Annotated in this window: 18 protein-coding genes; 8 read left to right on the top strand and 10 right to left on the bottom strand. The window is 65.4% G+C overall.

Annotated elements, in window-relative coordinates; genetic code table 11:
* Positions 1 to 102: 102 nt before the first annotated feature.
* On the bottom strand, positions 103 to 861 hold the full coding sequence (locus EEB15_RS31555; RefSeq protein WP_141513957.1) for a GntR family transcriptional regulator: 759 nt from the start codon (positions 859 to 861) through the stop codon (positions 103 to 105).
* Between the two features lie 160 nt (positions 862 to 1021).
* On the opposite strand from EEB15_RS31555, the gene EEB15_RS31550 reads away from it, so the two are divergent.
* The 4 genes from EEB15_RS31550 to EEB15_RS31535 are packed head-to-tail and all read left to right on the top strand — an operon-like array spanning position 1022 to position 5210.
* Complete coding sequence (locus EEB15_RS31550; RefSeq protein WP_141513956.1) at positions 1022 to 2065, top strand: aromatic ring-hydroxylating dioxygenase subunit alpha; 1044 nt, start codon at positions 1022 to 1024, stop codon at positions 2063 to 2065.
* A 3-nt stretch (positions 2066 to 2068) separates the two neighbouring features.
* On the top strand, positions 2069 to 3025 hold the full coding sequence (locus tag EEB15_RS31545) for a PDR/VanB family oxidoreductase (protein WP_141513955.1): 957 nt from the start codon (positions 2069 to 2071) through the stop codon (positions 3023 to 3025).
* 49 nt (positions 3026 to 3074) lie between these two features.
* A complete protein-coding gene (locus EEB15_RS31540; protein ID WP_141513954.1) occupies positions 3075 to 4187 on the top strand; it encodes a 5-methyltetrahydropteroyltriglutamate--homocysteine S-methyltransferase in 1113 nt (370 codons plus the stop codon).
* Between the two features lie 24 nt (positions 4188 to 4211).
* Positions 4212 to 5210, top strand: a complete 999-nt coding sequence (locus EEB15_RS31535; RefSeq protein WP_141513953.1) for a lyase — start codon at positions 4212 to 4214, stop codon at positions 5208 to 5210.
* 21 nt (positions 5211 to 5231) lie between these two features.
* Here the strand turns inward: EEB15_RS31535 and EEB15_RS31530 are convergent, their stop codons facing one another.
* The 4 genes from EEB15_RS31530 to EEB15_RS31515 form a co-directional block, all read right to left on the bottom strand.
* Positions 5232 to 6764: a SpoVR family protein gene (locus EEB15_RS31530; protein WP_141513952.1), complete on the bottom strand. Its 1533-nt coding sequence runs from the start codon at positions 6762 to 6764 to the stop codon at positions 5232 to 5234.
* 10 nt (positions 6765 to 6774) lie between these two features.
* Positions 6775 to 8052 carry a YeaH/YhbH family protein gene (locus EEB15_RS31525; protein ID WP_141513959.1) on the bottom strand — a complete coding sequence of 426 codons (1278 nt, stop codon included), beginning with the start codon at positions 8050 to 8052 and terminating at the stop codon, positions 6775 to 6777.
* Positions 8053 to 8163: 111 nt separating this feature from the next.
* Complete coding sequence (locus EEB15_RS31520) at positions 8164 to 10086, bottom strand: PrkA family serine protein kinase (RefSeq protein ID WP_141513951.1); 1923 nt, start codon at positions 10084 to 10086, stop codon at positions 8164 to 8166.
* Between the two features lie 252 nt (positions 10087 to 10338).
* Complete coding sequence (locus EEB15_RS31515) at positions 10339 to 12309, bottom strand: PAS domain S-box protein (protein ID WP_141513950.1); 1971 nt, start codon at positions 12307 to 12309, stop codon at positions 10339 to 10341.
* Between the two features lie 157 nt (positions 12310 to 12466).
* Here EEB15_RS31515 and EEB15_RS31510 point away from each other — a divergent pair, with 157 nt between their 5' ends.
* Together EEB15_RS31510 and EEB15_RS34360 are read left to right on the top strand one after the other, a co-directional pair.
* A complete protein-coding gene (locus EEB15_RS31510) occupies positions 12467 to 14050 on the top strand; it encodes a PAS domain S-box protein (protein WP_158290296.1) in 1584 nt (527 codons plus the stop codon).
* A 198-nt stretch (positions 14051 to 14248) separates the two neighbouring features.
* Entirely contained in the window at positions 14249 to 14554 is a 306-nt protein-coding gene (locus EEB15_RS34360) for a hypothetical protein (RefSeq protein WP_233259705.1), read from the top strand.
* A 50-nt stretch (positions 14555 to 14604) separates the two neighbouring features.
* Here EEB15_RS34360 and EEB15_RS31500 read toward each other — a convergent pair whose 3' ends face one another.
* The 5 genes from EEB15_RS31500 to EEB15_RS31480 all read right to left on the bottom strand — a co-directional run bounded on the left by EEB15_RS31500 (position 14605) and on the right by EEB15_RS31480 (position 20663).
* Complete coding sequence (locus tag EEB15_RS31500; protein WP_141513948.1) at positions 14605 to 16038, bottom strand: aldehyde dehydrogenase family protein; 1434 nt, start codon at positions 16036 to 16038, stop codon at positions 14605 to 14607.
* Between the two features lie 2 nt (positions 16039 to 16040).
* Entirely contained in the window at positions 16041 to 16760 is a 720-nt protein-coding gene (locus tag EEB15_RS31495) for a ribonuclease activity regulator RraA (RefSeq protein WP_141513947.1), read from the bottom strand.
* 30 nt (positions 16761 to 16790) lie between these two features.
* Positions 16791 to 17789, bottom strand: coding sequence for a tripartite tricarboxylate transporter substrate binding protein (locus tag EEB15_RS31490; RefSeq protein ID WP_141513946.1), 999 nt, complete (start codon positions 17787 to 17789; stop codon positions 16791 to 16793).
* A 24-nt stretch (positions 17790 to 17813) separates the two neighbouring features.
* Complete coding sequence (araD, locus tag EEB15_RS31485; RefSeq protein ID WP_141513945.1) at positions 17814 to 19559, bottom strand: L-arabinonate dehydratase; 1746 nt, start codon at positions 19557 to 19559, stop codon at positions 17814 to 17816.
* Between the two features lie 69 nt (positions 19560 to 19628).
* Positions 19629 to 20663, bottom strand: a complete 1035-nt coding sequence (locus tag EEB15_RS31480) for a LacI family DNA-binding transcriptional regulator (protein ID WP_141513958.1) — start codon at positions 20661 to 20663, stop codon at positions 19629 to 19631.
* Positions 20664 to 20765: 102 nt separating this feature from the next.
* On the opposite strand from EEB15_RS31480, the gene EEB15_RS31475 reads away from it, so the two are divergent.
* Both EEB15_RS31475 and EEB15_RS31470 read left to right on the top strand, forming a co-directional pair.
* Positions 20766 to 23492 carry a pitrilysin family protein gene (locus tag EEB15_RS31475; protein ID WP_141513944.1) on the top strand — a complete coding sequence of 909 codons (2727 nt, stop codon included), beginning with the start codon at positions 20766 to 20768 and terminating at the stop codon, positions 23490 to 23492.
* Between the two features lie 2 nt (positions 23493 to 23494).
* Positions 23495 to 24858 (top strand): M20 family metallopeptidase (locus EEB15_RS31470; protein WP_141513943.1); only part of this gene is annotated, 1364 nt, incomplete at its 3' end.

The following is a 24858-nucleotide window of genomic DNA, read 5'->3' as shown; positions in this document are numbered from 1 at the left end:
GGCTGGGGGAATGGGGGACGCCCCTCTATCAGTTATCCGTAATTGCTATATCCAAACTGCGGATATTTCAATCCAAGCGTTCGGCCTCGAGCCGAAACGTGCCTATACGCGCCGGCGGATCAACCGCACCGCCGGCATCCGGTCCAGGTTGTGCTCCTGCATCGCGTCGCGCAGGTTGCGCCGGGCGATGCGGGCATGTTCGCGCATGATCGATTCGGCGCGCGCGCCCTCGCGCCGCTCGATCGCATCGAGCACCTGGCGGTGGTGGTCCTGCGCGACGATCAGCATGTCGCGTGCCTGGGGCGAATCGGCCTGCAGCACCACGAAAGCGGAAGGAGACGCGAACGGCAAGTTCACCACGCGGCCGATCTCGCGCCGTGTCACGGCGCTGCCGCACATCTCGGCCAGCAGGTTGTGGAATTGCTGGTTCAGGCCGACATACCGCAGGAAGGCATCGTCGTCGAGGGACGGGCGAGCCAGGACCTGGTCGATCTGCGCCAGGCAGGCGCGCGCCTCCGCAAGCAGGACAGCCGGCGCGCCGCGCTCGGCGGCCAGGCGGGCGGCCAGCCCCTCGATCGTCCCGCGCAGCTCGATCGCATCGGTCACGTCGCCCTCCGAAAACGTCCGCACCGCGAAACCGCCACCCGGCAGCGCATCGAGCAGCCCCTCCTGTTCGAGCCGCACCAGGGCCGCGCGAATGGGGGTGCGGGAGACGCCGAGCTTTTCGACGATGGCCAGCTCCGCGATGCGCTCGCCGCTGGGCAGCTCGCCGGCGAGGATCATCTCGCGCAGCCGCAGCTGGGCCTTGACGGCCTGCGAGCCGCCGGCATCCGTGGATTCGGGCATTGCCGTGTTTTTCATATGTATACAATCATGCAACTTTAGCTAATTCTTTAACATTACTTATTCCGAAAATCTGGGTATGCCGAGACGATATAGCTGAAATGTATCGCCGTCAATGTATACATTCCGAGCGAGCTTCCTGATAATCGGGCTTCCCTCAACCCCGCCACTTCAAGCCATGTTCCCCAAAAACGCCTGGTACGTCGCCTGCACCCCCAACGAAATCGACGACAAACCCCTGGGCCGCACCATCTGCGGCGAGAAGATCGTCTTCTACCGCGCCGACGGCGGCAAGGTCGCCGCGCTGGAGGACTTCTGCCCGCACCGCGGCGCCCAGCTTTCACTCGGGCGCGTGTGCGAAGGCAAGCTGGTGTGCGGCTACCACGGGCTGGCCATGGGCTGCGACGGCAAGACCGTCTCCATGCCCGGCCAGCGCGTAGGCGGCTTCCCGAAGATTCGCGCCTACCCGGTGGTCGAGCGCTACGGCTTCATCTGGGTCTGGCCCGGCGACGAGCAGCTGGCCGACCCGGCGAAGGTCCACCACCTCGAATGGGCCGACAACCCGGAGTGGGCCTACGGCGGCGGGCTGTACCACATCAACTGCGACTACCGCCTCATGGTCGACAACTTGATGGACCTGACGCACGAGACCTACGTGCACACCACCAGCATCGGGCAAAAGGAGATCGACGAGGCGCCCGTCACGACAAAGACCGAAGGTGACCACGTGATCACCAGCCGCTTCATGGACAACGTGATGCCCCCACCCTTCTGGCGCGCCAACCTGCGCGGCAACAACCTGGCCGACGACGTGCCGGTGGACCGCTGGCAGGTCTGCCACTTCATGCCACCCAGCCATGTTCTGATCGAGGTGGGCGTGGCGCACGCTGGCAAGGGCGGCTACAACGCAGACCCCAAGGACAAGGTATCGAGCATCGTCGTGGACTTCATCACGCCCGAAACCGAAACCTCGATGTGGTATTTCTGGGGCATGGCCCGCAACTTCAACCCGAAGGACAAGGCGCTCACGGCGCAGATCCGCGAAGGCCAGGGCAAGGTGTTCGCCGAGGACACCGCGGTGCTGGAAGCACAGCAGAGGAACCTCTCGAAGTACCCGGACCGCAAGTTGCTGATGCTCAACATCGACGCCGGCGGCGTGCAGTCACGGCGCATCATCGACCGGCTCGTCGCCGCGGAACAGCCGCAGCATACGGGGGCCTGAGCCATGGAGAACCTTGCAGTCAAGGTAGTGCGAAAAACCGTCGAAGCGCAGGGCATCGCCGGCTTCGAACTCGCACGTGCCGACGGCGCGCCTCTGCCTCCTTTCAGCGCCGGTTCGCACATCGACGTGCAGGTGCCCGGTGGGCTGACGCGCCAGTATTCGCTGTGCAACGACTCGGGAGAGCAGCACCGCTACCGCATCGCCGTGCTGCGCGACCCCGCGTCGCGCGGCGGTTCGGTCGCCATGCACGATGCCGTGCGCGAGGGCGACGTGATCCACATCAGCGAGCCGCGCAACCATTTCCCGCTGCACCACGCCCAGCGCAGCCTGCTCTTCGCGGGCGGCATCGGGGTGACGCCGCTGCTGTGCATGGCCCAGCGGCTGGCCTCGATCGGCGCCGATTTCGAACTGCATTACTGCACGCGCTCGCCCGAGCGCACCGCCTTCATGGACGAGATCGCCGCGTCGCCCTTCGCGGGCCGCGTCCACTTTCACCATGACAGCGGCCCACCGTCGCAGAAACTGAATCTGCAGAAGCTGCTCTCCCAACCCGATCCTGGCACCGCGCTGTATGTCTGCGGCCCCACCGGGTTCATCGGACACGTCGTGGATACGGCGAAGGGGAACGGCTGGCCCGCCGGGCAGATCCACCTCGAGTACTTCGGCGCCGCCCCACAGGACACTTCTGGCGACACGGCGTTCGAGGTGAAGATCGCGAGTACCGGCAAGACTTACACCATCGCCGCGGACCAGAGCGTCGTGCATGCGCTCCAGGCGCAAGGCGTCGATATCCTCACTTCCTGCGAGCAAGGCGTCTGCGGCACCTGCATCACCCGCGTGCTGGAAGGCGAGCCCGACCACCGGGACCTGTATTTCACGGATGAGGAGAAAGCCCGCAACGACCAGTTCACGCCCTGCTGCTCCCGCGCGCGCAGCAAGACGCTGGTGCTGGACCTCTGACTCGTCCTAATATCCGTCCAGGCGAACCATTCATTCCGAGGAAACACGCATGACCCACCTCCCCGCCCGATACGACCATGTCGGCAGCTTCCTGCGCCCCAAGTACCTGCTCGAGGCCCGCGAGCAAAAGGCCAAGGGCGAGATCACGCCCGAACAGCTTCGCGAGGTCGAAGACAAGGCGATCGCCGAGATCGTGAAGTTCCAGGAAGACATCGGCCTGAAAAGCATCACCGACGGCGAGTTCCGCCGCACCTACTTCCACATCGACTTCCTGGAGCAGATCGGCGGCGTGAAGACGGACATTCCCGTCACCATCCGCAAGCCCGACGGCACCGAGGAGCTGGCACCGCCGGTGATGCGCGTCATCGACAAAGTCCGGCATGTGAAGGACATCCAGCTCGCCGACTTCCAATACCTGAAGAGCCAGGTCAGCGCGGGACACACGCCCAAGGTGACCATTCCCTCGCCCACGATGCTGCACTTCCGTGGCGGCCGCGCCGGCATCAGCAAAGTGGCCTACCCCGAGCTCGATCCGGCGTTCTATGACGACGTCGCCCAGGCGTATGGCGACGAACTGCGCTCTCTCGCCGCAGCGGGCTGCACCTACGTGCAGATGGACGACACCAACATGGCCTACCTGTGCGACGAGAAGATGCGCGAAGCCGCTCGCCAGCGCGGGGACGACCCCAACGAACTTCCGCACCGCTACGCCGCGTTCATCAACAAGGTGGTTGCGCAAAAACCGCCGGGCATGCTGCTCGCGATGCACCTGTGCCGGGGCAACTTCAAGAGCACCCATGCCGCAGCCGGCAACTACGAACCGGTGGCCGAGGCATTGCTGAAAGAGATGGACCTGGACGCGTATTTCCTGGAATACGACGACGACCGTTCCGGCGACTTCCGCCCCTTGCGCTACCTGCCCAAGGGCAAGACGGTCGTGCTCGGACTCGTGACCACGAAATTCGACCAGATGGAAAGCAAGGACGACCTGAAGCGCCGCATCGACGAAGCCGCGAAGTACGCCCCGCTGGAGCAGCTGGCACTGTCACCACAGTGCGGCTTCTCCAGCACCGTCCACGGCAACAACATCCATGTGGAAGCGCAGCGCAACAAGCTGCGCCTGGTGGTCGAGACAGCGCGCGAGGTTTGGGGGGAGAATTAGCGCCTCACTTCCCAGGAGGCGACTATGGGGGCCGATGGGCACACGATCTCCCGGCGCTCGGTCCTCGCGGCCACGAGCGCCCTCGCTCTCGCGGGCGCAAGCCCGTTCGTTCAAGCCCAGGCCGGCAAGATGCAGTCCTGGCCGCTGGGCACGCAGCGCCGCACCGGCATCCACGACCTGGCGCCGGCGCCCGATGGCGGCGTGTGGTTCACGGCGCAGGCCAGCGGCCACCTGGGCTGGTTCGACCCGAAGAGCGGCCGCACGGAGCTGATCGCGCTGGGCAGTGGGTCGTCGCCGCACGGCGTGATCCAGGGCCCGGACAAGGCCGCATGGATCACCGACAGCGGACAGAACGCCATCGTCCGCGTGAGCTGGCCGGACCGTAAGGTGCAGGTCATGCGGCTGCCGCAAGGCTCGGCCTACGCCAACCTCAACACCTGCGCCTTCGACGGCAGCGGCGATTTGTGGTTCACCGGCCAAGGCGGCTGGCTGGGCAAGGTCGCCGTGAAGACCGGCGAGGTCACCGTGAAGGAGTCGCCACGCGGCCGCGGCCCGTACGGCATCTGCACGACACCGGCGGGCGACGCGTGGTGGTGTTCGCTGGCCGGCTCGTTCATCGCACGCATCGACCGGGCCACGGGCGAATCGATGATCGTCGAGCCGCCAACGCGCAACCAGGGCGCGCGCCGCGTGTGGAGCGACAGCCGCGGCCGCATCTGGGTCAGCGAATGGAACAGCGGCCAGTTGTCGGTACACGACCCGCAGGCCAAGACCTGGCGGCAGTGGAAGTTGCCGGGCACGGACCCGAAAGCGTATGCGGTCTACGTGGACGAACGCGACGTCGTCTGGGTCAGCGACTTCGGCGGCAACGCCGTGTTCTCTTTCGATCCCCGTACCGAGAAGTTCGAACGCTATGGCTTTCCGCGCGAAAGCGCCAACGTGCGGCAAATTCTCGGACGCCCCGGCGAGGTGTGGCTTCCGGAAAGCGGGACGGAACACATCAGCGTGATCCGCACCGCCTGAGCCCCACCACGGGGGTACTGCTCAGTGATGCTGCGGCGCTGGCGTCACTTCCCAGTGCTGGAGGACGCGGTCATGGCTGTCGACGCTTTCCAGCCGCACGCGGAAGCCCCATAGGCGCGCAACGTGCTTCACCACTTCTTCCGCTCCGTTGTCGAGCGGGCGGTCGTTGTGGCGGGTGTGGCGCAAGGTCAATGAGCGGTCGCCGCGCGCGTTGACGTTCCACACCTGGATGTTGGGCTCGCGCGAGCTCAGGTCGTACTGCCGCGACAGTGCTTCGCGCACACGGCGGTAGCCGGCGTCGTCATGGATGGCCGCAACCTCCAGCTCTTTCTGCGTGGAGTCGTCCACCACGGAGAAAAGCCGGAACTCGCGCATCATCCGCGGCGACAGGTACTGCCCGATGAAGCTCTCGTCCTTGAAGTGCCTCATGGCGTAGTCGAGCGTCTTGCGCCAGTCGGAGCCGGCGATGTCCGGGAACCACTGCTTGTCTTCTTCCGTCGGGTTCTCGCACATGCGCCGCAGGTCGACGAACATGTTGAAGCCCAGCGCGTAGGGGTTGATGCCGCTGTAGCCCGGGTGGGTGACGGGAGGCTGGAACACCACGTTGGTGTGCGAGCTCAGGATCTCGATCAGGAAGCCGTCGGACAGCAGGCCCTGGTCGTACATGTCGTTGAGCAGCGTGTAGTGCCAGAACGTGGCCCAGCCTTCATTCATGACCTGCGTCTGGCGCTGCGGGTAGAAGTACTGTGCGATCTTCCGGACGATGCGCACGATCTCACGCTGCCACGGCTCCAGCAGCGGCGCGTTCTTCTCGATGAAGTACAGGATGTTCTCCTGCGGCTCCTCGGGGAAGCGCCGGTGTTCCTTCTTGGACTGCTTGCCCTGGGTCTTGGGCAGGGTGCGCCACAGGTCGTTCACCTGCTGCTGCAGGTAGGACTCGCGGTCCTTGCGGCGGATTTCTTCCTCGACCATCGAGATCTTCTGCGGCCGGCGGTAGCGGTCGACGCCGTAGTGCATCAAGGCGTGGCAAGCGTCCAACACTTCCTCGACCGAATCGATGCCGTGCCGCTCCTCGCATTCGGTGATGTAGGACTTGGCGTAGACCAGGTAGTCGACGATGGAGCTCGCATCCGTCCACATGCGGAACAGGTAGTTGCCCTTGAAGAACGAGTTGTGGCCGAAGCAGGCATGCGCCATCACCAGCGCCTGCATCGGCATGGTGTTCTCTTCCATCAGGTAGGCGATGCACGGGTCGGAATTGATGACGATCTCGTAGGCCAGGCCCATGTGGCCGCGGCGGTAGTTCTTCTCGCTGGAGATGAACTGCTTTCCGAACGACCAGTGCCGGTAGTTCACCGGCATGCCGACCGACGCGTATGCGTCGAGCATCTGCTCGGCCGAGATCAGCTCCAGCTGCACCGGGTAGGTGTCCAGGCCGTAGCGTTGGGCCGTCTTCTTGATGGCGTCGAAGTAGGTTTCGATCAGCTCGAAAGTCCAGTCCGAAGGGCTGGGCAGCCGCTTGCTGTCCGAGGGGGTTTCGAGGATGGCGCTCATGGTTTGGCCCTCACACTGTCCCGGCCGGGGATTTCTTGAACAGGTCGCGAAACACCGGGAAGATCTGCGCCGGCGTCACGATCTTCTGCATCGCGAAGTGCACATTGGCGTCGCGCACGCGCGTGTACTCTTCCCAGAGGTTCTGGTCTTCGTCCGCGACCTGCACATAGGCGAAGTAGCGGCACAACGGAAGCAGTTTTCCGTCGAGCAGTTCGCGGCACTTGGACGAATCCTGCTGCCAGTTGTCGCCGTCCGATGCCTGGGCGCCGTAGATGTTCCACTCGCTGCCCATGTAACGCTCGCGAATGATCTCGTGCATGAGCGTCAGCGCGCTCGACACCACGGTGCCGCCGCTTTCGGTGGCGTGGAAGAACTCGTCTTCCGTTACTTCCGCCGCCTGGGTATGGTGGCGGATGAAGATCACGTCGGTCTGCTGGTAATGGCGCGTGAGGAACAGGTACAGCAGGATGAAGAAGCGCTTGGCAAGATCCTTGCGGGCTTCGTCCATCGAGCCGGACACGTCCATCAGGCAGAACATCGCCGCCTTGCTGGTGGGCAGCGGCTCGCGCACGCGGTTGCGGTAACGGAGATCGAAAGGATCCAAAAAAGGCACACGCTTGAGGCGCGCGCGCAACGCTTCGATCTCGGCTTTGAGCGCGGCGAGCTCGGCGGCCGGCGTATCCGGGCGATTCTCGAGCAGCGCCAGGTGTTCCTCGGCCTTGCGCAGCTCCAGCCGCGCGTCGCCGCCCATCGCGATGCGGCGGCCGAGCGCGACGCGCATCGAACGCACCACGTGCAGGCTGGTGGGGTTGCCTTCGGAGACGAAACCGGCGCGCCGCACCTTCCATTCCGGTGCATCGGCGAGCAACTGCGTGCGGATCAGCCGCGGCAGCGCCAGGTCGTCGAAGAAGTAGTTCATGAACTCTTCGCGCGTGATGCGGAAGACGAAGTCGTCCTCGCCGGTGCCGTCCTGCGACGCACCCGGCCCGCCGCCGCCGCCGCCGCCGCCTTCGGGGCGCGCGATCCGGTCGCCACGCAGGTATTCGCGGTTACCCGGGTGCACCATTTCGCGCGTGCCGCCGGGGCCGTGGTTGAACACCGGCTCGGAAACATCGCGTTTGGGCAGCGTGATGTCCGTCCCGCCTTCGATGTCGCGAATGCTGCGGTCGCCCACAGCCTTGCGCACCGCATCGCGGATCTGGTCGCGGTAGCGGCGCAGAAAGCGCTCGCGGTTGCCGATCGACTTGTTCTTGCCCGACAGGCGGCGGTCGATGACCTGATGGAGCATGGATCTCTCAGCCACTGCGGGTCCTTACGGGGCCACCGCGGAGCCGGCTCTGCCGGGCCGCTGGTGGCGCCCCTTGAGGGGAGGCGCCGAAGGCGCTTCGGGGTGGGCCACTTATGAACTTTTTCGCACGCGGAGATACCACTCGCAGAGCAGCCGGACCTGCCGGTGGGTGTATCCCTTCTCGACCATCCGGTTGACGAAGTCCTCGTGCTTCTTCTGCTCGTCGGCGCTGGCCTTGGCGTTGAAGGAGATGACGGGCAAGAGGTCTTCGGTATTCGAGAACATCTTCTTCTCGATCACCGTGCGCAGCTTCTCGTAACTCGTCCACACCGGATTTTTACCCGCGTTGCTGGCCCGCGCCCGAAGGACAAAGTTCACGATCTCGTTGCGGAAATCCTTCGGGTTCGACAATCCGGCCGGCTTCTCGATCTTCTCGAGCTCGGCGTTCAAGGCGGACCGGTCGAATATCTCGCCGGTGTCCGTGTCGCGGAACTCCTGGTCCTGGATCCAGAAGTCGGCGTACGTCACGTAGCGGTCGAAGATGTTCTGGCCGTACTCCGAGTACGACTCGAGGTAGGCCGTCTGGATTTCCTTGCCGATGAACTCCGCGTAGCGTGCCGACAGGTGTTCCTTGATGTAGGCGAGGTATTTCTGTTCGATCTCGGGCGCGAACTGCTCCCGCTCGATTTGCTGCTCCAGCACGTACATCAGGTGCACGGGGTTGGCGGCGATCTCGGTCGAATCGAAATTGAACACCTTGGAGATGATCTTGAACGCAAAGCGGGTGGAAACGCCCGTCATGCCTTCGTCGACGCCCGCGTAGTCGCGGTATTCCTGGAAGCTCTTGGCCTTCGGGTCGGTGTCTTTCAGGTTCTCGCCGTCGTAGATCTGCATCTTGGAGTAGATGCTGGAATTTTCCGGCTCCTTCAGGCGCGTGAGCACGGCGAACTGCGACATCATCTTCAACGTGCCGGGTGCGCACACCGCGTCCTTGAGCGACGAGTTGCGAATCAGCTTCTCGTAGATCTTGACCTCTTCGGTCACACGCAGGCAGTAAGGTACCTTGACGATGTAGATCCGGTCGAGGAAGGCCTCGTTGTTCTTGTTGTTGCGGAAGGCCTTCCACTCGCTCTCGTTGCTGTGGGCCATGACGATGCCGTCGAACGGGATGGCGCCGAAGCCTTCGGTGCCCTTGAAGTTGCCTTCCTGGGTGGCCGTGAGCAGCGGGTGCAGCACCTTGATCGGCGCCTTGAACATTTCCACGAACTCCAGCAGGCCCTGGTTGGCCAGGCACAGGCCGCCCGAATAGCTGTAGGCGTCCGGGTCGTCCTGCGCATAGGTTTCGAGCTTGCGGATGTCGATCTTGCCGACCAGCGACGAGATGTCCTGGTTGTTCTCGTCGCCCGGCTCCGTCTTGGCGATGGCGCACTGCTTCAAGATGGACGGGAAGCGCTTCACCACGCGGAATTTGCGGATATCACCGCCGAATTCTTCCAGGCGCTTGACGGCCCACGGGGACATGATGCGCTGCAGGTAGCGCGGCGCAATGCCGTACTGCTGCTGCAACAGTGGCGCGTCTTCCGCGTTGTTGAACAGCCCCAGCGGCGACTCGTTGACGGGAGAGCCCTTGATGGCGTAAAAAGGAACCTGTTCCATCAGCAGCTTGAGCCGCTCGGCGATGGACGACTTGCCGCCGCCCACCGGGCCCAGCAGGTAAAGGATCTGCTTCTTTTCTTCCAGGCCCTGCGCGGCGTGCCGGAAGCAGGAGACGACCTGCTCGATCGGCTCCTCGAGCCCGTAAAAATCCTTGAATGCGGGATAAATGCGCACCATCTTGTTGCCGAAGATGCGCGACAGGCGCTGGTCATGCCGCGTATCGATCACCTCGGGCTCGCCGATGGCGGCCAGCATGCGCTCGGCGGCGGTGGCATAGGCCATCGGTTCGCGTTTGCACAGGTCGAGGTATTCCTCCAGCGACATTTCCTCTTCGCGTGTCTGCTCGTAGCGCGCCAGGAAATTTCGAACGACATCCATGGGATCTCCTTCCAACACGACAACGTGTTCAGTGCAGCAGCGACTCTTCCCGATTCCACTTTACCGCACGTGTGAGTATGCTAAATCTGAAAGCCTGTAGGTGAAAATCTGTCTTCACTGTAGGTGAACGGTAGATAAAAACAAGAGGGCAAAGTTTCCTAGGGAAAGCGTGTGTGGACATCATGCGCCATCCTCGTGCCCGCTGTTGCGTGCACGCAAAAAAGATACCAGTGACTGTGCGGGGATGAGGCTTCAGACGGCGCGCGCGTCGCCGCCCGGGCCGAGCGTGAAGTAGAAATTCGCGCCGCGGTCCACCTGCGCGTCGGCCCAGATGCGGCCGCCGTGGCGGCTCACGATCTTGTGCACGATCGCGAGCCCGATGCCCGTGCCTTCGAATTCCGATGCGGTGTGCATCCGCTGGAACGCCTCGAACATTTTTGAAGCATAAGCCATGTCGAAGCCGGCGCCGTTGTCGCGCACGAAGAATACGGTCTGCTCGTCCTCGCCGGGCAAGCTGCCGATCTCGATGCGCGCGTGCTCGCGGCGCGCCGTGAACTTCCAGGCGTTGCCCATCAGGTTGAAGATGACCTGGGACAGCAGCCGCGGGTCCCCGCACGTAAACAGGTTCGGCTCGACGGCGATTTCGGCGTGGCGCTCGGGAGCGCGTTCCCGGCAGGCGGCCACGGCCTGGCGCGCCAGCCGCGACAGGTCCACCTCGTCCCTGCGCAAGCTCGTGCGCGAAAGATTGGCCAGCGCCAGCAACCCGTCCGTCAGCTCACCCATCTGGCGCACACCGGCACGGATACGGCTGAGGTAATGCCGGCAGCGGTCGCCCAGCCCGTCGCCCGCGCTCTCGTCGAGTATTCGGCTGAACCCGTCGATCGAGCTCAGGGGCCCGCGCAGGTCGTGGGCGATGGAATACGAGAAGGCCTCGAGCTCCTTGTTGGCGGCTGCGAGTTGCGCCGTACGCTGCATCACGCGCTCTTCCAGCTCGGCGTTCAGCCGCATGATCTCGCGGCCCGCGAGCACGCGCTCGGTCACGTCCTTCACGTCGATGGCGAGGCCCTGCAGGGACGGAAAGACCTTCACCTGGATCCAGATGTCGAACGGTGCGAAGTACTCTTCGAACTCGACCGTGACATTCGCTTCCATGGCCCGGCTGAACTGCTGCACCATCGAGGTTTCGGCAAGCTCCGGATAGACGTCGAGCAGCCGCCTGCCCAGCAGCTCGGCCCGGCCCCGGCGCGCAAGGCGTTCGCCTTGCGCGTTGACGTACGTGAAGCGCCAGTTGCGGTCGACGGTGTAGAACGCGTCCGTCAGGCTTTCCAGCGTGGTGGTGAGCTGCTCCGCCATGATGCGGGTTTCTTCGGCCGCGCGCAGGCTGTCCGAGATGTCCTGGCAAGCACCCTGGATCTGCCGGACGCGGCCCTGCGCGTCCCATTCGGCCTCACCCAGCACCCGTGCCCAGATCTGCTTGCCCTTGGCGGTGATGATCTGCGCCTCGACATCGAACGGCGTGCCCGAACGCAGGCAGGCTTGCAGAATCCGCTCTATCCTGTCCCGGTACTGCGGCGCAAAGAAGGCCAGAGCCTCTTGGAACGTGGGCGCGAAGCCCTGCCTGACCTCGTGGATGGCGCAAACCTCTTCGGACCACGTCACGTGAGCGGCGCCGGCCTTGTAGCTCCAAGCGCCCAGCCGGCCGATCTGTGCCGCTATGTGCAGCGACGCCTGCGTTTCCCGCAAGCGCTCCTCGGCCAGGGCGCAAGCCTCTTCCGCGGCCTTGCGCTCGCTGATGTCCTGCACCTGCGAGATGAAGTGACGCGGCCGGCCCTCGCTGTCACGCACCAGCGTGCACGTCAGGTGGCCCCACACCACGGTACCGTCGCGACGGAGATAGCGCTTTTCCCGCTCGTAGGTGTGCTTGTGGCCGTCCAGCAAGAGCTGCCGCTGTGCGAGGTCCACGCCGAGGTCTTCCGGGTGGGTGATGTGTTCGACGGTATGCGTGAGCATCGCGTCTTCCGCGTACCCGAGCATCCGGCAAAAGGCCCGGTTGACCCGCAAGCGCCGGGAGTCCAGCCCGACAACGGCCATGCCGATCGCGGCATTCTCGAACGCGCTGGTGAACTCGTCGGCGCCGATGTGCGGCGCGGCGGGAAGCGATGATGTCGAAACCAGAAACAAAGGTGCTTCTTCGGGCGCGAGCCGCAGACTATGGGGGAGCATGCAGGTCACTTTGTCTCAGGACGTTGCAGTATCAAGCGGTACGGCTGAGTTGCCTTAGGGATTTTGCTTAATGCCCAGCTGCATCCTGGAAAAGCAGCCCCTGCAAAGCACACGCCGCGCGAGAATGACTCGTCAATCCTCACGAACAGGCAGGGAGATGGCAGCAGCAGAGACCAGCAGCGAAGAGCCTTGCGGACCGGTGTTCGAATCCGCGGCTATCGGCATGGCTGTGCTGGAGCCGGACTCGCAATTGCGGCTCGCCAACCGCTCATTCCGCGAAATGCTGGGGTACTCGTCCGAGGAGTTGGCCCAGTCGCCGCCGCACGCGCTCAGCCATCCGGGCGACTGGCAGGACGAAGTGCTGCATCGCGCGCGGCTTCTGGCCGGCACCGCCGACACCTACCAGCGCGAGCACCGCCTGCTGCACCGCGACGGCCATGTCGTGTGGACGCTGCTGTCTTGCGATCTGGTGCGCGACGCTGCCGGGCAGCCGATGCACTTCTTCCTGCAGGTCCAGGACATCACGCGGGCGAAGGTGGCCGAGGCAGCGCATCGCGACAGCGAGGAGCGGGCCCGCGGGCTGAGTCGCCGGCTGAACGAACAGCTCGAACTGCTAGACCAGTCGCGCGACGCAATCGTGGTGCAGGCGATGGACGGCACGATCCGCTACTGGAGCCGTGGCGCGCAACGCATGTTCGGCTACGCCAGGGACCAGGCGATGGGCCAGACCTTCGAGGCATTGATGGGGCACGGCGCGACGTTGGGCCCGTCTGCCACGGACGACTTGATGGACAAGGGCGAATGGACCGGCGAGCTGGACTGCGTCGACGCCGGCGGACGGATGATCGTGGTCGAGCGCCGCTGCTGCCTGACGCGCGAAGCGGGCGGCATCCCGGCCGGCGTGCTGAGCGTGGACACCGACGTCACGGAACGCCGGCGCGCGGAGAAGGAGATCGTGCTGCTCAACAACGTGCTCGAGCAGCGCATCCGCAAGCGGACCGAGGAGCTGGAGGAAAGCAACGAGGACTTGCGCGACTTCGCCTATTCCCTGGCGCATGACCTGCGCGCACCGCTCTCGTCGATCGACGGATTCAGCGCGCAGCTGGAGTTGCGGCTGGTGGAGCATCTTGACGAGAAGTCCCGCCACTACCTGAAAAGGGTGCGTGCCGGAGTCAGGCTGATGGCCGACCTGACCGACGCGCTGCTGGCTCTGGCCGACCTGTCCAACACGCAGCTGCTTCACCAGAACGTGGATCTCTCCGCGGTGGCGCACAACATCATCGAGCGGCTGCGCGACCAGCATCCTGAACGTGAAGTCGCGGTGGTCATCGAGGACACGCCCCGCGCCCAGGGCGACATCAGGCTCTTGACCGATGTGATGGAAAACCTGCTGGGCAATGCGTGGAAATTCACCTCACGCCGCGGGCGTGCCGAGATCGCGTTCGGAGGCCAGTCCTGGCCCAACGGCTCTTACCTCTATCACGTCAAAGACAACGGCGCGGGTTTCGATCCCGAGTACGCGTACAAGCTGTTCGGCCCGTTCCAGCGGCTGCACACGACCAACGAGTTCGAGGGCACCGGCATCGGGCTGGCGATGGTGCGAAAGATCGTCTCGCGCCACGGCGGACGGGTCTGGGCCGAGTCCGTGCCCGGTGAAGGCGCGAGTTTCTTTTTTACACTTAATGAACACGCTCCTTCGCGCGCGGCGCGCGAAGCGCCGCTGAAAGCGGCCATCGAGTAACGCGCTGCAAGCGAGCGAAACGAGATTCGGCTCTTTCGGCGGAGCCAATCGCTGCGGCTTGCTGTGAGCTCTTCCCACCTGCATCGCTGCGTCGAGCGACAGCAATTGACATCGCAAGCTCAGCCGCTGGTTGTTACGACCCCTCCCCGATCCGAGGGCAGCATGGCGCCTCCTTCAACTCTGCAAAGAAATCCACAGATGACCAAGACGAACAAACTGCTCACCGCCCTGCTCGCCGTGTATGCCGCAGGCGCATTCGCCCAGGCCACCCCCGCAACGCCGGCAACGCCTGCCACACCCGCAACACCAGCCATTCCGGGCACGGCGGGCACACCGGCCACGCCGGCAATCCCCGCGATCCCCGCCACGCCGGCCACACCGTCGGCTCCGGACGCAAGCACCTTGGGAGCATCACCGGCGACGACGGACCTCTCCGCGAGCCCCACGAAATCGACCAAGCCGGCCAAGAAGCCAAGCGCCGCGGCCTCGGCGACTTCCAAGTAGGAGAGCAGGCCGCAAGCGGAGAGTTGGCAGGACACGAGTCCTGCCCGGCGTCAAGCCAGCGTATAGGCTGTCTTCACCGTGGTGAAGAACTCCTGCGCGTGGCGACCCTGTTCACGGGGCCCATAGCTCGATCCCTTGCGGCCGCCAAACGGCACGTGGTAGTCCACGCCCGCCGTCGGCAGGTTCACCATCACCATGCCCGCCTGGCTGTGCCGCTTGAAATGAGTGGCGTGCTTCAGGCTGGTGGTGGCAATACCGGCGGAGAGGCCGAACGGCGTGTCGTTGGCCGTCGCCAGCGCCTCGTCGTAATCCTTGACGCGGATCACGCTGGCCACCGGGCCGAAGATCTCTTCGCGATTGATGCGCATCGCGGCCGCGCTCTCGCTGAACAGCGCGGGCCGCATGAAATAGCCATCGGTCGACAGCTTCAGGCGTTCACCGCCTGCCGCCAGCACGGCGCCCTCGCCTTTGCCAATTTCCACATAGCTCATGTCCTGTTCGAGCTGGCTCGCGCTCGACACGGGTCCGATGTCGATGCCCTGCCCCAGCGCGTCGCCCACCTTGAGGCCCGCCATCCGTTCCTTGATGGCTTCGATGAACTTCGGGTAGATGCCCTGGGTCACGATCAGCCGGCTCGATGCGGTGCACCTTTGGCCGGTGGAGAAATAAGCGCTCTGCACGCACAGCTCGACGGCGGTCTTCAGATCGGCATCGTCCAGCACCACCTGCGGGTTTTTTCCACCCATCTCCAGCTGGAATTTCTTCAAACCCGTCGCGCAAGCCTGCGCAATGCGCGAGCCCACGGCCTGCGAACCGGTGAAGCTCACCGCATCGATGCCCGCATGGTTCACGAGCGCATCGCCGATCACGCTGCCGCGCCCCATGACCAGGTTGAACACGCCCTTGGGGATGCCGCTGCGGCTGATGATGTCGGCCAGCGCCCAGGCGCAGCCCGGCACGAGATCCGCAGGCTTGAGCACGACGCAGTTGCCATGCGCCAGCGCCGGTGCGACCTTCCATGCGGGGATCGCGATGGGGAAATTCCAGGGCGTGATCAGGCCCACCACGCCCACGGGCTCGCGGGTGACTTCGACCCCGATACCCGGGCGCACCGACGGCACGATTTCGCCCGCGAGGCGCAGGCATTCGCCCGCGAAGAACTTGAAGATATTGCCGGCACGCGCGGCTTCACCGACGCCCTCAGGCTTGGTCTTGCCCTCTTCGCGCGCGAGCAGCGTGCCCAGCTCTTCTTTGCGCGCCAGGATCTCGTTGCCGATCTTGTCGAGCGCATCGGCACGGGCCTGGATGCCGCTCGTCGCCCAAGCGGGAAACGCAGCCCGCGCAGCCGTCACCGCCGCATCGACGTGAGAGGCATCGCCTTGCGTGTACTCGCCGACCACCTCGGCCAGGTTGGACGGATTGATATTGGGCGAGTAGCTGTTGCCGGCGACCCATTCGCCGTTGATCAGGTTGTCGTGCTTCATGGTCAGATTCCTTTTTGCTTGCGCCAGGCTTCGAAAGCCGCGCGCGTTTCGGCATTGGGCGGATAGGTTCCGGCCAGCTTGGCGCCGCCCTCCACCCGTTCAAGAATGAACGCTTCCATCTTCTCCTGCTCGACCGCATCGCGCGCCACTTCGTCGGCCAGGTGCCGGGGAATGACCGCGACGCCTTCGTCGTCGCCCACGATCACATCGCCCGGGTAAACAGCCACCCCGCCGCAGCCGATCGGCACATTCAGGTCGATGGCATGGTGGTGGATCAGGTTGAGCGGCGCGCTGCCGCCGGCGCAATACACGGGAAAATCCATCTCGCTGATGGCGCCGCTGTCGCGCACCGGGCCGTCGGACACCAGGCCGGCGGCGCCGCGCACCTTCAGCCGCGTGGTGAGGATCTGGCCGCCCGAAGCGACACGCGTTTCGCCTCGGCAGTCCAATACCAGCACGTGGCCGGGCGGCACGCTTTCGATGCCCTTGCGCTGCGGATGGTCCGGGTTGTCGAAGGCGCTGATCTGGTCGAGGTCTTCACGCGACGGGATGTTGCGCATCGTGAACGCCGGGCCCACGAGGTTGCCGCCCGACGGATCGGTGAGGCGCGCGATGCCCTGGATGAAGACGTTGCGAAAGCCCCGCTTGAAGAGCTGGGTGCAGAGCGTTGCGACACTGACGTGGCGCAGGAGGTTGGTGGTTTCCTGGGAGAGGTCTGGCATATGAAATGGAAAGTGGGTTTTTGGTTGGCGTTACCCGGGAGTCGCACCCGATTTCTTCACCAGCTCCGCCCAGCGCGGAATCTCCTTCGCCATGTGCGCGGCCAGTTCCTCCGGCGTGCTGCCGACGATCTCCATGCCCAGCTGGTTACCCAGCTTGTCCTTGACGTCCGGCATCGCGAGGATCTTGCGGATCTCCGCGTTGAGCTTCTGCACGATCGGCTTGGGTGTGCCCTTGGGCGCATACACCGCTTGCCACGAAGCCATCTCGAACCCGGGCACGCCCGCTTCCATCATGGTGGGCAACTGCGGCGCGAGGGCCATGCGTTTGCCTGTGGTCACAGCGATGACCTTCAGCTTGCCGGCCTGCACCAGCGACACGGCGGCCGTCATCTGGTCGAACATGAAGGGCACCTGGCCGGACGACACGTCGATCATCGCGGGCGGCGTTCCCTTGTAGGGGATGTGCGTGAGCGGCACGCCAATCAGGTCGGCGAACATCTCGCCCGCCAGATGGGTCGAGGTGCCGGCACCGGAGGAGGCGAAGCTGCGCTTGCCCGGGTCCTTCTTCAGCAGTGCGATCAGCTCTTGCACGCTGTTGACGCCGAGCGTCGGGCTGACGATCAGCACGTTCGGCAGCATCGCGACCAGCGCGATGGGCTCGAAATCCTTCACCGGGTCGTACGGCAGGTTTTTGTACAGGCTGGCGTTGATCGCGTGCGTGCTGATCGTGCCGCCGAACAAGGTGTAGCCATCGGCCTTGGCCTTCGCCACATAGGCGGCGCCGACAGCGCCAGCCGCGCCGGGCTTGTTGTCGACGAGGAACGGCTGGCCCAGCGCCGCCTGGAGCTTCTCGCACAACGTGCGGCCGATCACGTCGGTAGAGCCGCCAGGCGTGAAGGGCACAACGTAGGTGACGGGCTTGGCGGGCCAGGCCGCGTCCTGCGCCGATGCCATGCGAGTGAGCGGAAAGGTGGCCGCGAGGCCGAGGCTGCCCAGCGCCTGCAGGACGTGGCGTCGTTGAATGGTCATGGAGAGTCTCTCTACAAGAAGGGGTCAGTGGATCTCGGGCTCGCCGCCCGCCGGGGCCTGGACTTGTTCGGTCTCGAGGAAGTCGAAGTCACAGCCCGTGTCCGCCTGCTTGATGTGCTTCAGATAAAGCACGCCGTAGCCGCGCGTGAATTTGGGCGCGGGTTGCTGCCATGCGGCCTTGCGGCGCGCGAGCTCTTCCTCGCTCACCAGAATGTCGATGCTGCGCGCTTCCACGTCGAGCTGGATGATGTCGCCGTCGCGCACCAGCGCGAACGGGCCACCGACGTGCGACTCCGGCGTGACGTGCAGCACGCAGGCGCCGTAGCTGGTGCCGCTCATGCGCGCGTCGCTGATGCGAAGCATGTCGCGCACGCCCTCCTTCAGCAGCTTCTGCGGGATGGGCAGCTGGCCCCACTCGGGCATGCCCGGTGCGCCCTGGGGGCCCGCGCTCTGCAGAACGATGACACTGTCTTTCGTGACGGCCAGGTCGGGCGAGTCGATGCGCGCCGACATGTCGTTGTAATCCTTGAACACCACGGCCGGGCCCTTGTGCTTGCGCAGGCGTGGCTCCATGGCGGCGGGCTTGATCACGGCGCCGCCGGGCGCCAGGTTGCCGGTGAGCACGGCCAAGCCGTCACTTGCCACCAGCGGATTGGCTCGCGGGCGGATCACGTCGTCGTTGAAAACCTTGGCACCCTCCACGTTCGCGCCCAGGGTCTGGCCGGTGATCGTCTTCTGGTTGAAGTCGATCAGGTCACCGAGTTGGATGAGGAAGGCGCGCAGGCCACCCGCGTAGTAGAAATCCTCCATCAAATACTTGCCGCTGGGCCGCAGGTTCGCGATCACCGGTGTCTTGCGCGCCAGCGCGTCGAAGCGCTTCAGGTCCAGCGCCACGCCGGCGCGGCGCGCCATGGCGATCAGGTGCACGATGGAGTTGGTGGAGCCGCCCAGACCCAGCACGGCGGTGACGGCGTTGTCGAAAGAAGCGGCGGTGAGGATGTCGGAAGGCTTCAGGTCTTCCCACACCATGTCGACGATGCGCTTGCCCGTCAGCGTGGCCATCTGCGCGTGGCGGGAATCCGAGGCGGGAATCGACGAGGCGCCGTTCAGCGTGAGGCCCAGCACCTCCACCGCGCTGGTCATCGTGCTGGCGGTGCCCATGGTCATGCAGTGGCCGGGCGAGCGGGCGATGCCGTTCTCCACATCCTGCCAATCATCTTCGGTGATGTTGCCCGCGCGCAGCTCGGCCCAGTACTTCCAGGTGTCCGAACCCGAGCCCAGGTACTCGCCGCGATAGTCGCCGCGCAGCATGGGGCCGGCCGGCATGAAGATGGTGGGCAGGTCCATCGAGATCGCGCCCATCACCAGGGCCGGCGTGGTCTTGTCGCAGCCACCCATCAGCACGCAGCCGTCGGCCGGGTAGGAGCGCAGCAGTTCCTCGCACTCCATCGCCAGCAGGTTGCGATAAAGCATGGTCGTCGGCTTCTGGAACGGTTCGGAGAGGCTGATTGCCGGCATCTCCACCGGGAAGCCGCCGGCCTGCCAGATGCCGCGCTTGACCTCCTCCACCCGCTGCTTGAAATGCGAGTGGCAGGGGTTGATGTCGCTCCAGGTGTTGATGATGGCGATGACCGGCTTGCTGGCGTAGTCGCTGCGGTGGTAGCCCATCTGCGCGGTGCGCGAGCGGTGGCCGAAAGCGCGCAGGTCCTTCACGCCATACCAGCGGTGGCTTCTGAGTTCTTCGGGCTTTTTTCGGTTTGAGGCGGTCATCGACAATTCATGTTAGCGCTAACAGACGGACTGTAGATGAAAGCGCAATAACGGTCAACGCAAACGCCCTCAGGCGCTCACGCGCTCGACGATGGAAAAGCCGATGTCGCGGACCTTGGGCCCCGGGTCGCGGCCTTCCGTGCGGTCGACGATGAAGCGCGCCGCCTGCGTGCCGATGGCCGCGCCGTCGATGTGCACCGTCGTCAAGGCCGGGTGCACATCGGCGGCAAAGCCGAGATTGCCGAAGCCCATCACCGCCACTTCGCCCGGCACATCGATTCCCTGCGCCCGCGCTTCGGTGATGACGCCATGGGCCAGTACGTCGGAGCTGCAGAACACGCCGTCCAGCTTGGGCTCCTGGGCGAGCAGGTCGAGCAGCGCCGCCCTGCCATTGCCGAGCGTGCTGGGCGCGGTCACCAGGCAAGCCGGCACCCGGCCCGCGCCGAGTTCACGCCATCGGGTTTCGAACCCCGACCGGCGTAGCCGCGCGCGATGGTCGTCGGCGCTCACGATGCCCACCCGCCGCAAGCCCTTGCCGTGCAGCCAGACCGCTGCCTGCGCGCCCACTTTCTCGTGGGAAAAGCCCACCAGCATGTCGATCGGCGTGGGCGTCAGGTCCCACGTCTCGACGACGGGAATGCCCGAAGCCAGCAGCCTGCGTCGGCCCTCGGCCGAATGCATGATGCCGGTCAGCACGATGCCGTCCGGCCGGCGCCCGACGATCGCGTCGATCAGCGCGTCCTCGCGCGCACCGCCGTAGCCGCTCTGGCCCAGCATGAGCTGGTACCCCGCGCCGGCCAAGGTATCGGTCAACGCCTGCACCGTTTCCAGGAATACCGAGCCGGCAATCGTCGGGATCAGCGCCGCGACCAGCCGGCTGCGGTTGGACGCCAGCCCGCCGGCCAGGAGGTTGGGCACGTAACCCGTGCGCGAAACGGCATCGCGAACGCGCTCGAGCGTTTCGGGCGACACCTGCGCCGGCGTGTTGAGCGCACGCGAGACGGTGATCGCGGAAACGCCGGCCAGCTTGGCGACGTCGTTGAGCGTGATGCCCCCCGAGCCTTTGCGGGCGGCACGGGCAGGTGTCTTGTTGGCGGATGTGATACTCACTTTGGCGGATGTTACCGCTAACCAACGTGAGCGCCGGCATGACAGTCAGCACCCGCAGCGGCGATAGACTGGCGGCTCTCGTCAAAGGATGGCTCCATGCGATGGCTTCTCTGCGCGATTGCGCTGCTCGTCTCCCTGCCCGCGGCGGCGCTGCCCGCCAATGTCGAACATGTAGAGACCTTTCGCGGCATCGCGCAGTACCGGCTCAAGTCCAACGGCATGACGATCCTGCTCGCGCCCGACCGCGCGGCGCCGGTGTTCACCTTCATGGTCGTCTACCACGTCGGATCGCGCAACGAGGCGCCCGGCAACACCGGCTCGGCCCATCTGCTGGAGCACATGATCTTCAACAAGTCCACGGCCAACTTCGGCCGCGCGCGCGGCCACAAGACCATCCAGGACGTGCTCTTCGAAGGCGGAGCGGATGCCGCTTCATCGAACATGACCACCTGGTACGACCGGATGAACGGCTATTCGACCCTGCCCTCCGACAAGCTGGACGTGGCGATGCGGATCGAGGCCGACCGGCTGGGCCGCGCACTGATCCTCGACGAGGAACGCCAGTCCGAGATGTCCGTCGTGCGCAACGAGTTCGAGATCGGCGAGAACAACCCGCGCCGCGCGTTGTACAAGGCGACTGCGGCCACCGCGATCCAGGCGCATCCCTACCACTGGAGCACCATCGGCTACCGCTCCGACATCGAAGGCGTCACGACGGAGAAGCTGCGCGAGCACTACAAGACCTACTTCCACCCGGACAACGCCGATGCCATCCTGGCGGGCGACTTCGACACCGAGGCGGCGCTGGCGATGTTTGATCGCGAGTTCGGCGGCTTTCCGCGCGCGCCGCACCCGATCCCGAAAGTGATCACGGTGGAGCCGCCGCAGGAAGGCGAGCGCCGCACGCTGGTCCAGCGGCCCGGCACGGTAGGCCTGGTGCAGCTTGCGTACATGCGCGTCGCGGCTTCGCATCCGGACTTCATCGCGCTGGAAGTTCTCAACTCGATCCTCACCGACGGCGTGAACTCACGGCTGTACCAGGCGCTGGTCGACAAGGGGCTGGCCACCAGCGTCGACAGCGACAACTGGGCATTGCGCGACCCGTACCCGCTTCTCGTGACGGCCACTTGCGCGCCGGGCCAGCCGCACCACGCGGTCGAAGCCGCGATCAAGGGTGCCATCGCCGATCTCGCGCAAAAAGGCGTGTCTCCGGCTGAAGTGCGGCGCGCACAGCAGCAGATCGAAGTGGCTGTCGTACGCTCCCGCGACGGGCCTTATCAAATGGCGCGCGCCATGGGTGAGGCGGTGGCTTCGACCGACTGGAAATGGTTCCTGGCCTATGTGGAGCGGGTCAAGGCCGTCACCGCGGCCGACGTGCAACGCGTCGCCGCGGCGTATCTGGTGCCGGAGCGCACGACCGTCGGGTGGTTCGTGCCCAGCGCGAAAGCCCCGCAGCCGCTGCCTCCTGCGCCCGTCGCCGCGCCGCCGACTCCCACCGCGGCAGCGCAACCCGCCAGCCGCGCAACCGCGGCGCCTGCCCCGAGCCAACCCTTCGCGCAACGCACCGTGCGCAGGGTGCTCCCGAACGGGTTCATCGTCGACGTGGTCCGCAACCCGGCCGTGCCGACCGTCGCCGTGCGCGGCGTCGTGACCGCGGGAACCATGACCGCGCCGGCTTCCCAACCGGCGTTGGCCGACCTGACGGGCAAGATGCTCGCGCGCGGCACCGCGACTCGAACCAAGGAACAGATCGGCGCTTTGCTGGATGACCTGGGTGCCACGCGGACTTACTTCACGCAGCTCACCGAGCTGGGCGTCGAGGCCAACGGCATGGCGCGCGACCTGCCGCTCATCCTGGACATCATCGCCGACGAGCTGCGCCGCCCGGCCTTCGCTGCGGCCGAACTTGCGAAGGCGCGCAAGGACCTGGAGAACGACTATCTCCGCGCCGACGACGACACCTCGACGCGGGCGCAGCAGCGCCTGGGACAACTGGCCTTCGCCGCCGGCCACCCGTACCATCCCGCCGCACGCACCGCGAAGTTGCGCAGTATTGCCGCGATCACCGAAGACGAACTGCGCGCATTTCATCGCGCGCGCTACGGCGCCAACGGCATGATCCTGGCCATCGCGGGCGACATCGACCCGGCGGCGACCATCGCACTGGTGGAGAAGCTGTTCGGCGATGCCCCGGCGGGCCAGCGTGCATCGTTCGCCGCCCTGCCCCGCACGCAACCCGTGGCCGGCGTGCGCGAGGCGGTGACGTTGCGCGGCAAGGCCAACATGAACATCGTGATGGGCAGTGCCAGCGGCCTGCGTCGCGCCGACGCGGACTATGAAGCTGCGCTGGTCGCCAACGCCGCGCTGGGCCAAAGCGCGCTGTCGTCCCGCATCGGGCGCCGCGTGCGCGATACCGAGGGCCTCACGTATTCCATCTACTCGCGCTTCCTGCAAAGCGAAGAGCTCGACGGGGTCTGGCTGGTGAACGTCAACGTGGCACCGCCCAACCTCGCACGCGCAATCCGCTCAACGCGCGAAGAACTGCAGAAGTACGCGCGCGAAGGCGCCACCGACGCTGAAGTCCAGGCCCAGAAGAGTTTCTTCGCGGGCAACTTCCGCATCGGCCTGGGCTCGAACGCGGGCATCGCGGCCGCCTTGGCCAGTGCCGAGAAGTTCGGGTTCGGCCCACGCTACCTCGACGAATTTCCCGCGCGCATCGCCGCCGTCACCACCGAGCAGGCCAACGCCGCCATGCGCAAGCATTTCTTCCCCGACCGCCTACACCTCATCGTCGCCGGCGACCTCGAAACACTTCCGGATTGACCATGGACCGCAACCTTGCCATCGAAAGCGCGCTGCAACAATTCGACTCGGGCGAGTTCCGGGCCGCACTCGCGCGCCGCATCGCGATGCCGACCGAAAGCCAGAACCCGGACCGTGGCCCGGTGCTCGCGGCGTACTTGCATGACGAGATCCAGCCGGCATTCGAGGCCATGGGCTTCGCTTGCCGCACGCTGACCCACCCCAAAGCCAAGGCCCCTTTCCTGCTGGCCGAACGAATCGAAGGCCAAGACCTGCCGACGGTGTTCGGCTACGGCCATGGCGACGTCATCCGCGGCCTCGAGCCCGAGTGGAAAGAAGGCCTGTCGCCCTGGGCTTTGACCGAGTCCGCGGGCCGATGGTACGGCCGCGGCATCGCCGACAACAAGGGCCAGCACACCGTCAACATGCAAGCGATGGCCAACGTGCTGAAGGCGCGCGGCCGCCTGGGCTTCAACGCCAAGTACCTGATCGAGATGGGAGAAGAGACCGGTTCACCCGGCTTGCGCGAGCTGTGCGAGGAGAACAAGGCGCTGTTCGACGCCGACCTGCTCATCGCCTCGGACGGCCCGCGCCTGCGTGCCGAGCGGCCCACCATCTTCCTGGGTTCGCGCGGCGCGCTGAGCTTCGACCTCGCGATCGATGCGCGCAAGGGCGGCCATCATTCGGGCAACTGGGGCGGCCTCATTTCCAACCCCGGCATCCAGCTGGCGCACGCCATCGCCAGCATCGTCTCGCCCACCGGGCAGATCCGCATCCACGAGTGGGTGCCGAAAGAACTGCCCGCCTCGGTGCGCCGCGCGCTCGCAGACTGCGAGGTCGATGGCGGTGCCGACGGTCCGGAGATCGAGCCGTGGTGGGGCGAGCCCGGTTTGTCGCCGGCCGAACGCGTCTTCGGTTGGTGCTCTTTCGAGGTGCTCGCATACAAGACCGGCAACCCGCAGACACCGGTCAACGCGATCCCGCCCACGGCCTGGGCGCGTTGCCAGTTGCGCTTCGTGGTCGGGCCGAACCCCGACGACTTCCTGCCGGCGCTGCGGCGCCACCTCGACCGCCAGGGCTTCCCGATGGTCAAGATCACGGCGGCGAAAGATGAGATGTTCCGAGCCACGCGCATCGACCCGGAAGATCCATGGGTGGAATGGGCTGCCGCGTCCATCGCGAAAACCACCGGAAAGAAGACGGCCGTGCTGCCCAACCTGGGCGGCTCGCTGCCCAACGACATCTTCACCGACGTGCTGGGCCTGCGGACGATCTGGGTGCCGCACTCGTACCCCGGCTGCTCGCAACACGCACCCAACGAGCACCTGCCGCCGGAGCTGCTGCGCGAGGCGCTGGGGGTGATGACGGGGTTGTACTGGGACTTGGG

The sequence above is a fragment of the Ramlibacter sp. WS9 genome, assembly GCF_003797765.1.
GTDB lineage: Bacteria > Pseudomonadota > Gammaproteobacteria > Burkholderiales > Burkholderiaceae_C > Ramlibacter.
Note: the sequence above shows the minus strand (reverse complement) of the source record. Positions and strands in the feature narration are given on the sequence as shown.

Excerpts from the sequence above, each read along its gene's own strand:
- EEB15_RS31555 (WP_141513957.1), bottom strand. The coding sequence starts at position 861 with ATGAAAAACACGGCAATGCCCGAATCCACGGATGCCGGCGGCTCGCAG.
- EEB15_RS31550 (WP_141513956.1), top strand. The coding sequence starts at position 1,022 with ATGTTCCCCAAAAACGCCTGGTACGTCGCCTGCACCCCCAACGAAATC.
- EEB15_RS31545 (WP_141513955.1), top strand. The coding sequence starts at position 2,069 with ATGGAGAACCTTGCAGTCAAGGTAGTGCGAAAAACCGTCGAAGCGCAG.
- EEB15_RS31540 (WP_141513954.1), top strand. The coding sequence starts at position 3,075 with ATGACCCACCTCCCCGCCCGATACGACCATGTCGGCAGCTTCCTGCGC.
- EEB15_RS31535 (WP_141513953.1), top strand. The coding sequence starts at position 4,212 with ATGGGGGCCGATGGGCACACGATCTCCCGGCGCTCGGTCCTCGCGGCC.
- EEB15_RS31530 (WP_141513952.1), bottom strand. The coding sequence starts at position 6,764 with ATGAGCGCCATCCTCGAAACCCCCTCGGACAGCAAGCGGCTGCCCAGC.
- EEB15_RS31525 (WP_141513959.1), bottom strand. The coding sequence starts at position 8,052 with ATGCTCCATCAGGTCATCGACCGCCGCCTGTCGGGCAAGAACAAGTCG.
- EEB15_RS31520 (WP_141513951.1), bottom strand. The coding sequence starts at position 10,086 with ATGGATGTCGTTCGAAATTTCCTGGCGCGCTACGAGCAGACACGCGAA.
- EEB15_RS31515 (WP_141513950.1), bottom strand. The coding sequence starts at position 12,309 with ATGCTCCCCCATAGTCTGCGGCTCGCGCCCGAAGAAGCACCTTTGTTT.
- EEB15_RS31510 (WP_158290296.1), top strand. The coding sequence starts at position 12,467 with ATGGCAGCAGCAGAGACCAGCAGCGAAGAGCCTTGCGGACCGGTGTTC.
- EEB15_RS34360 (WP_233259705.1), top strand. The coding sequence starts at position 14,249 with ATGACCAAGACGAACAAACTGCTCACCGCCCTGCTCGCCGTGTATGCC.
- EEB15_RS31500 (WP_141513948.1), bottom strand. The coding sequence starts at position 16,038 with ATGAAGCACGACAACCTGATCAACGGCGAATGGGTCGCCGGCAACAGC.
- EEB15_RS31495 (WP_141513947.1), bottom strand. The coding sequence starts at position 16,760 with ATGCCAGACCTCTCCCAGGAAACCACCAACCTCCTGCGCCACGTCAGT.
- EEB15_RS31490 (WP_141513946.1), bottom strand. The coding sequence starts at position 17,789 with ATGACCATTCAACGACGCCACGTCCTGCAGGCGCTGGGCAGCCTCGGC.
- araD (WP_141513945.1), bottom strand. The coding sequence starts at position 19,559 with ATGACCGCCTCAAACCGAAAAAAGCCCGAAGAACTCAGAAGCCACCGC.
- EEB15_RS31475 (WP_141513944.1), top strand. The coding sequence starts at position 20,766 with ATGCGATGGCTTCTCTGCGCGATTGCGCTGCTCGTCTCCCTGCCCGCG.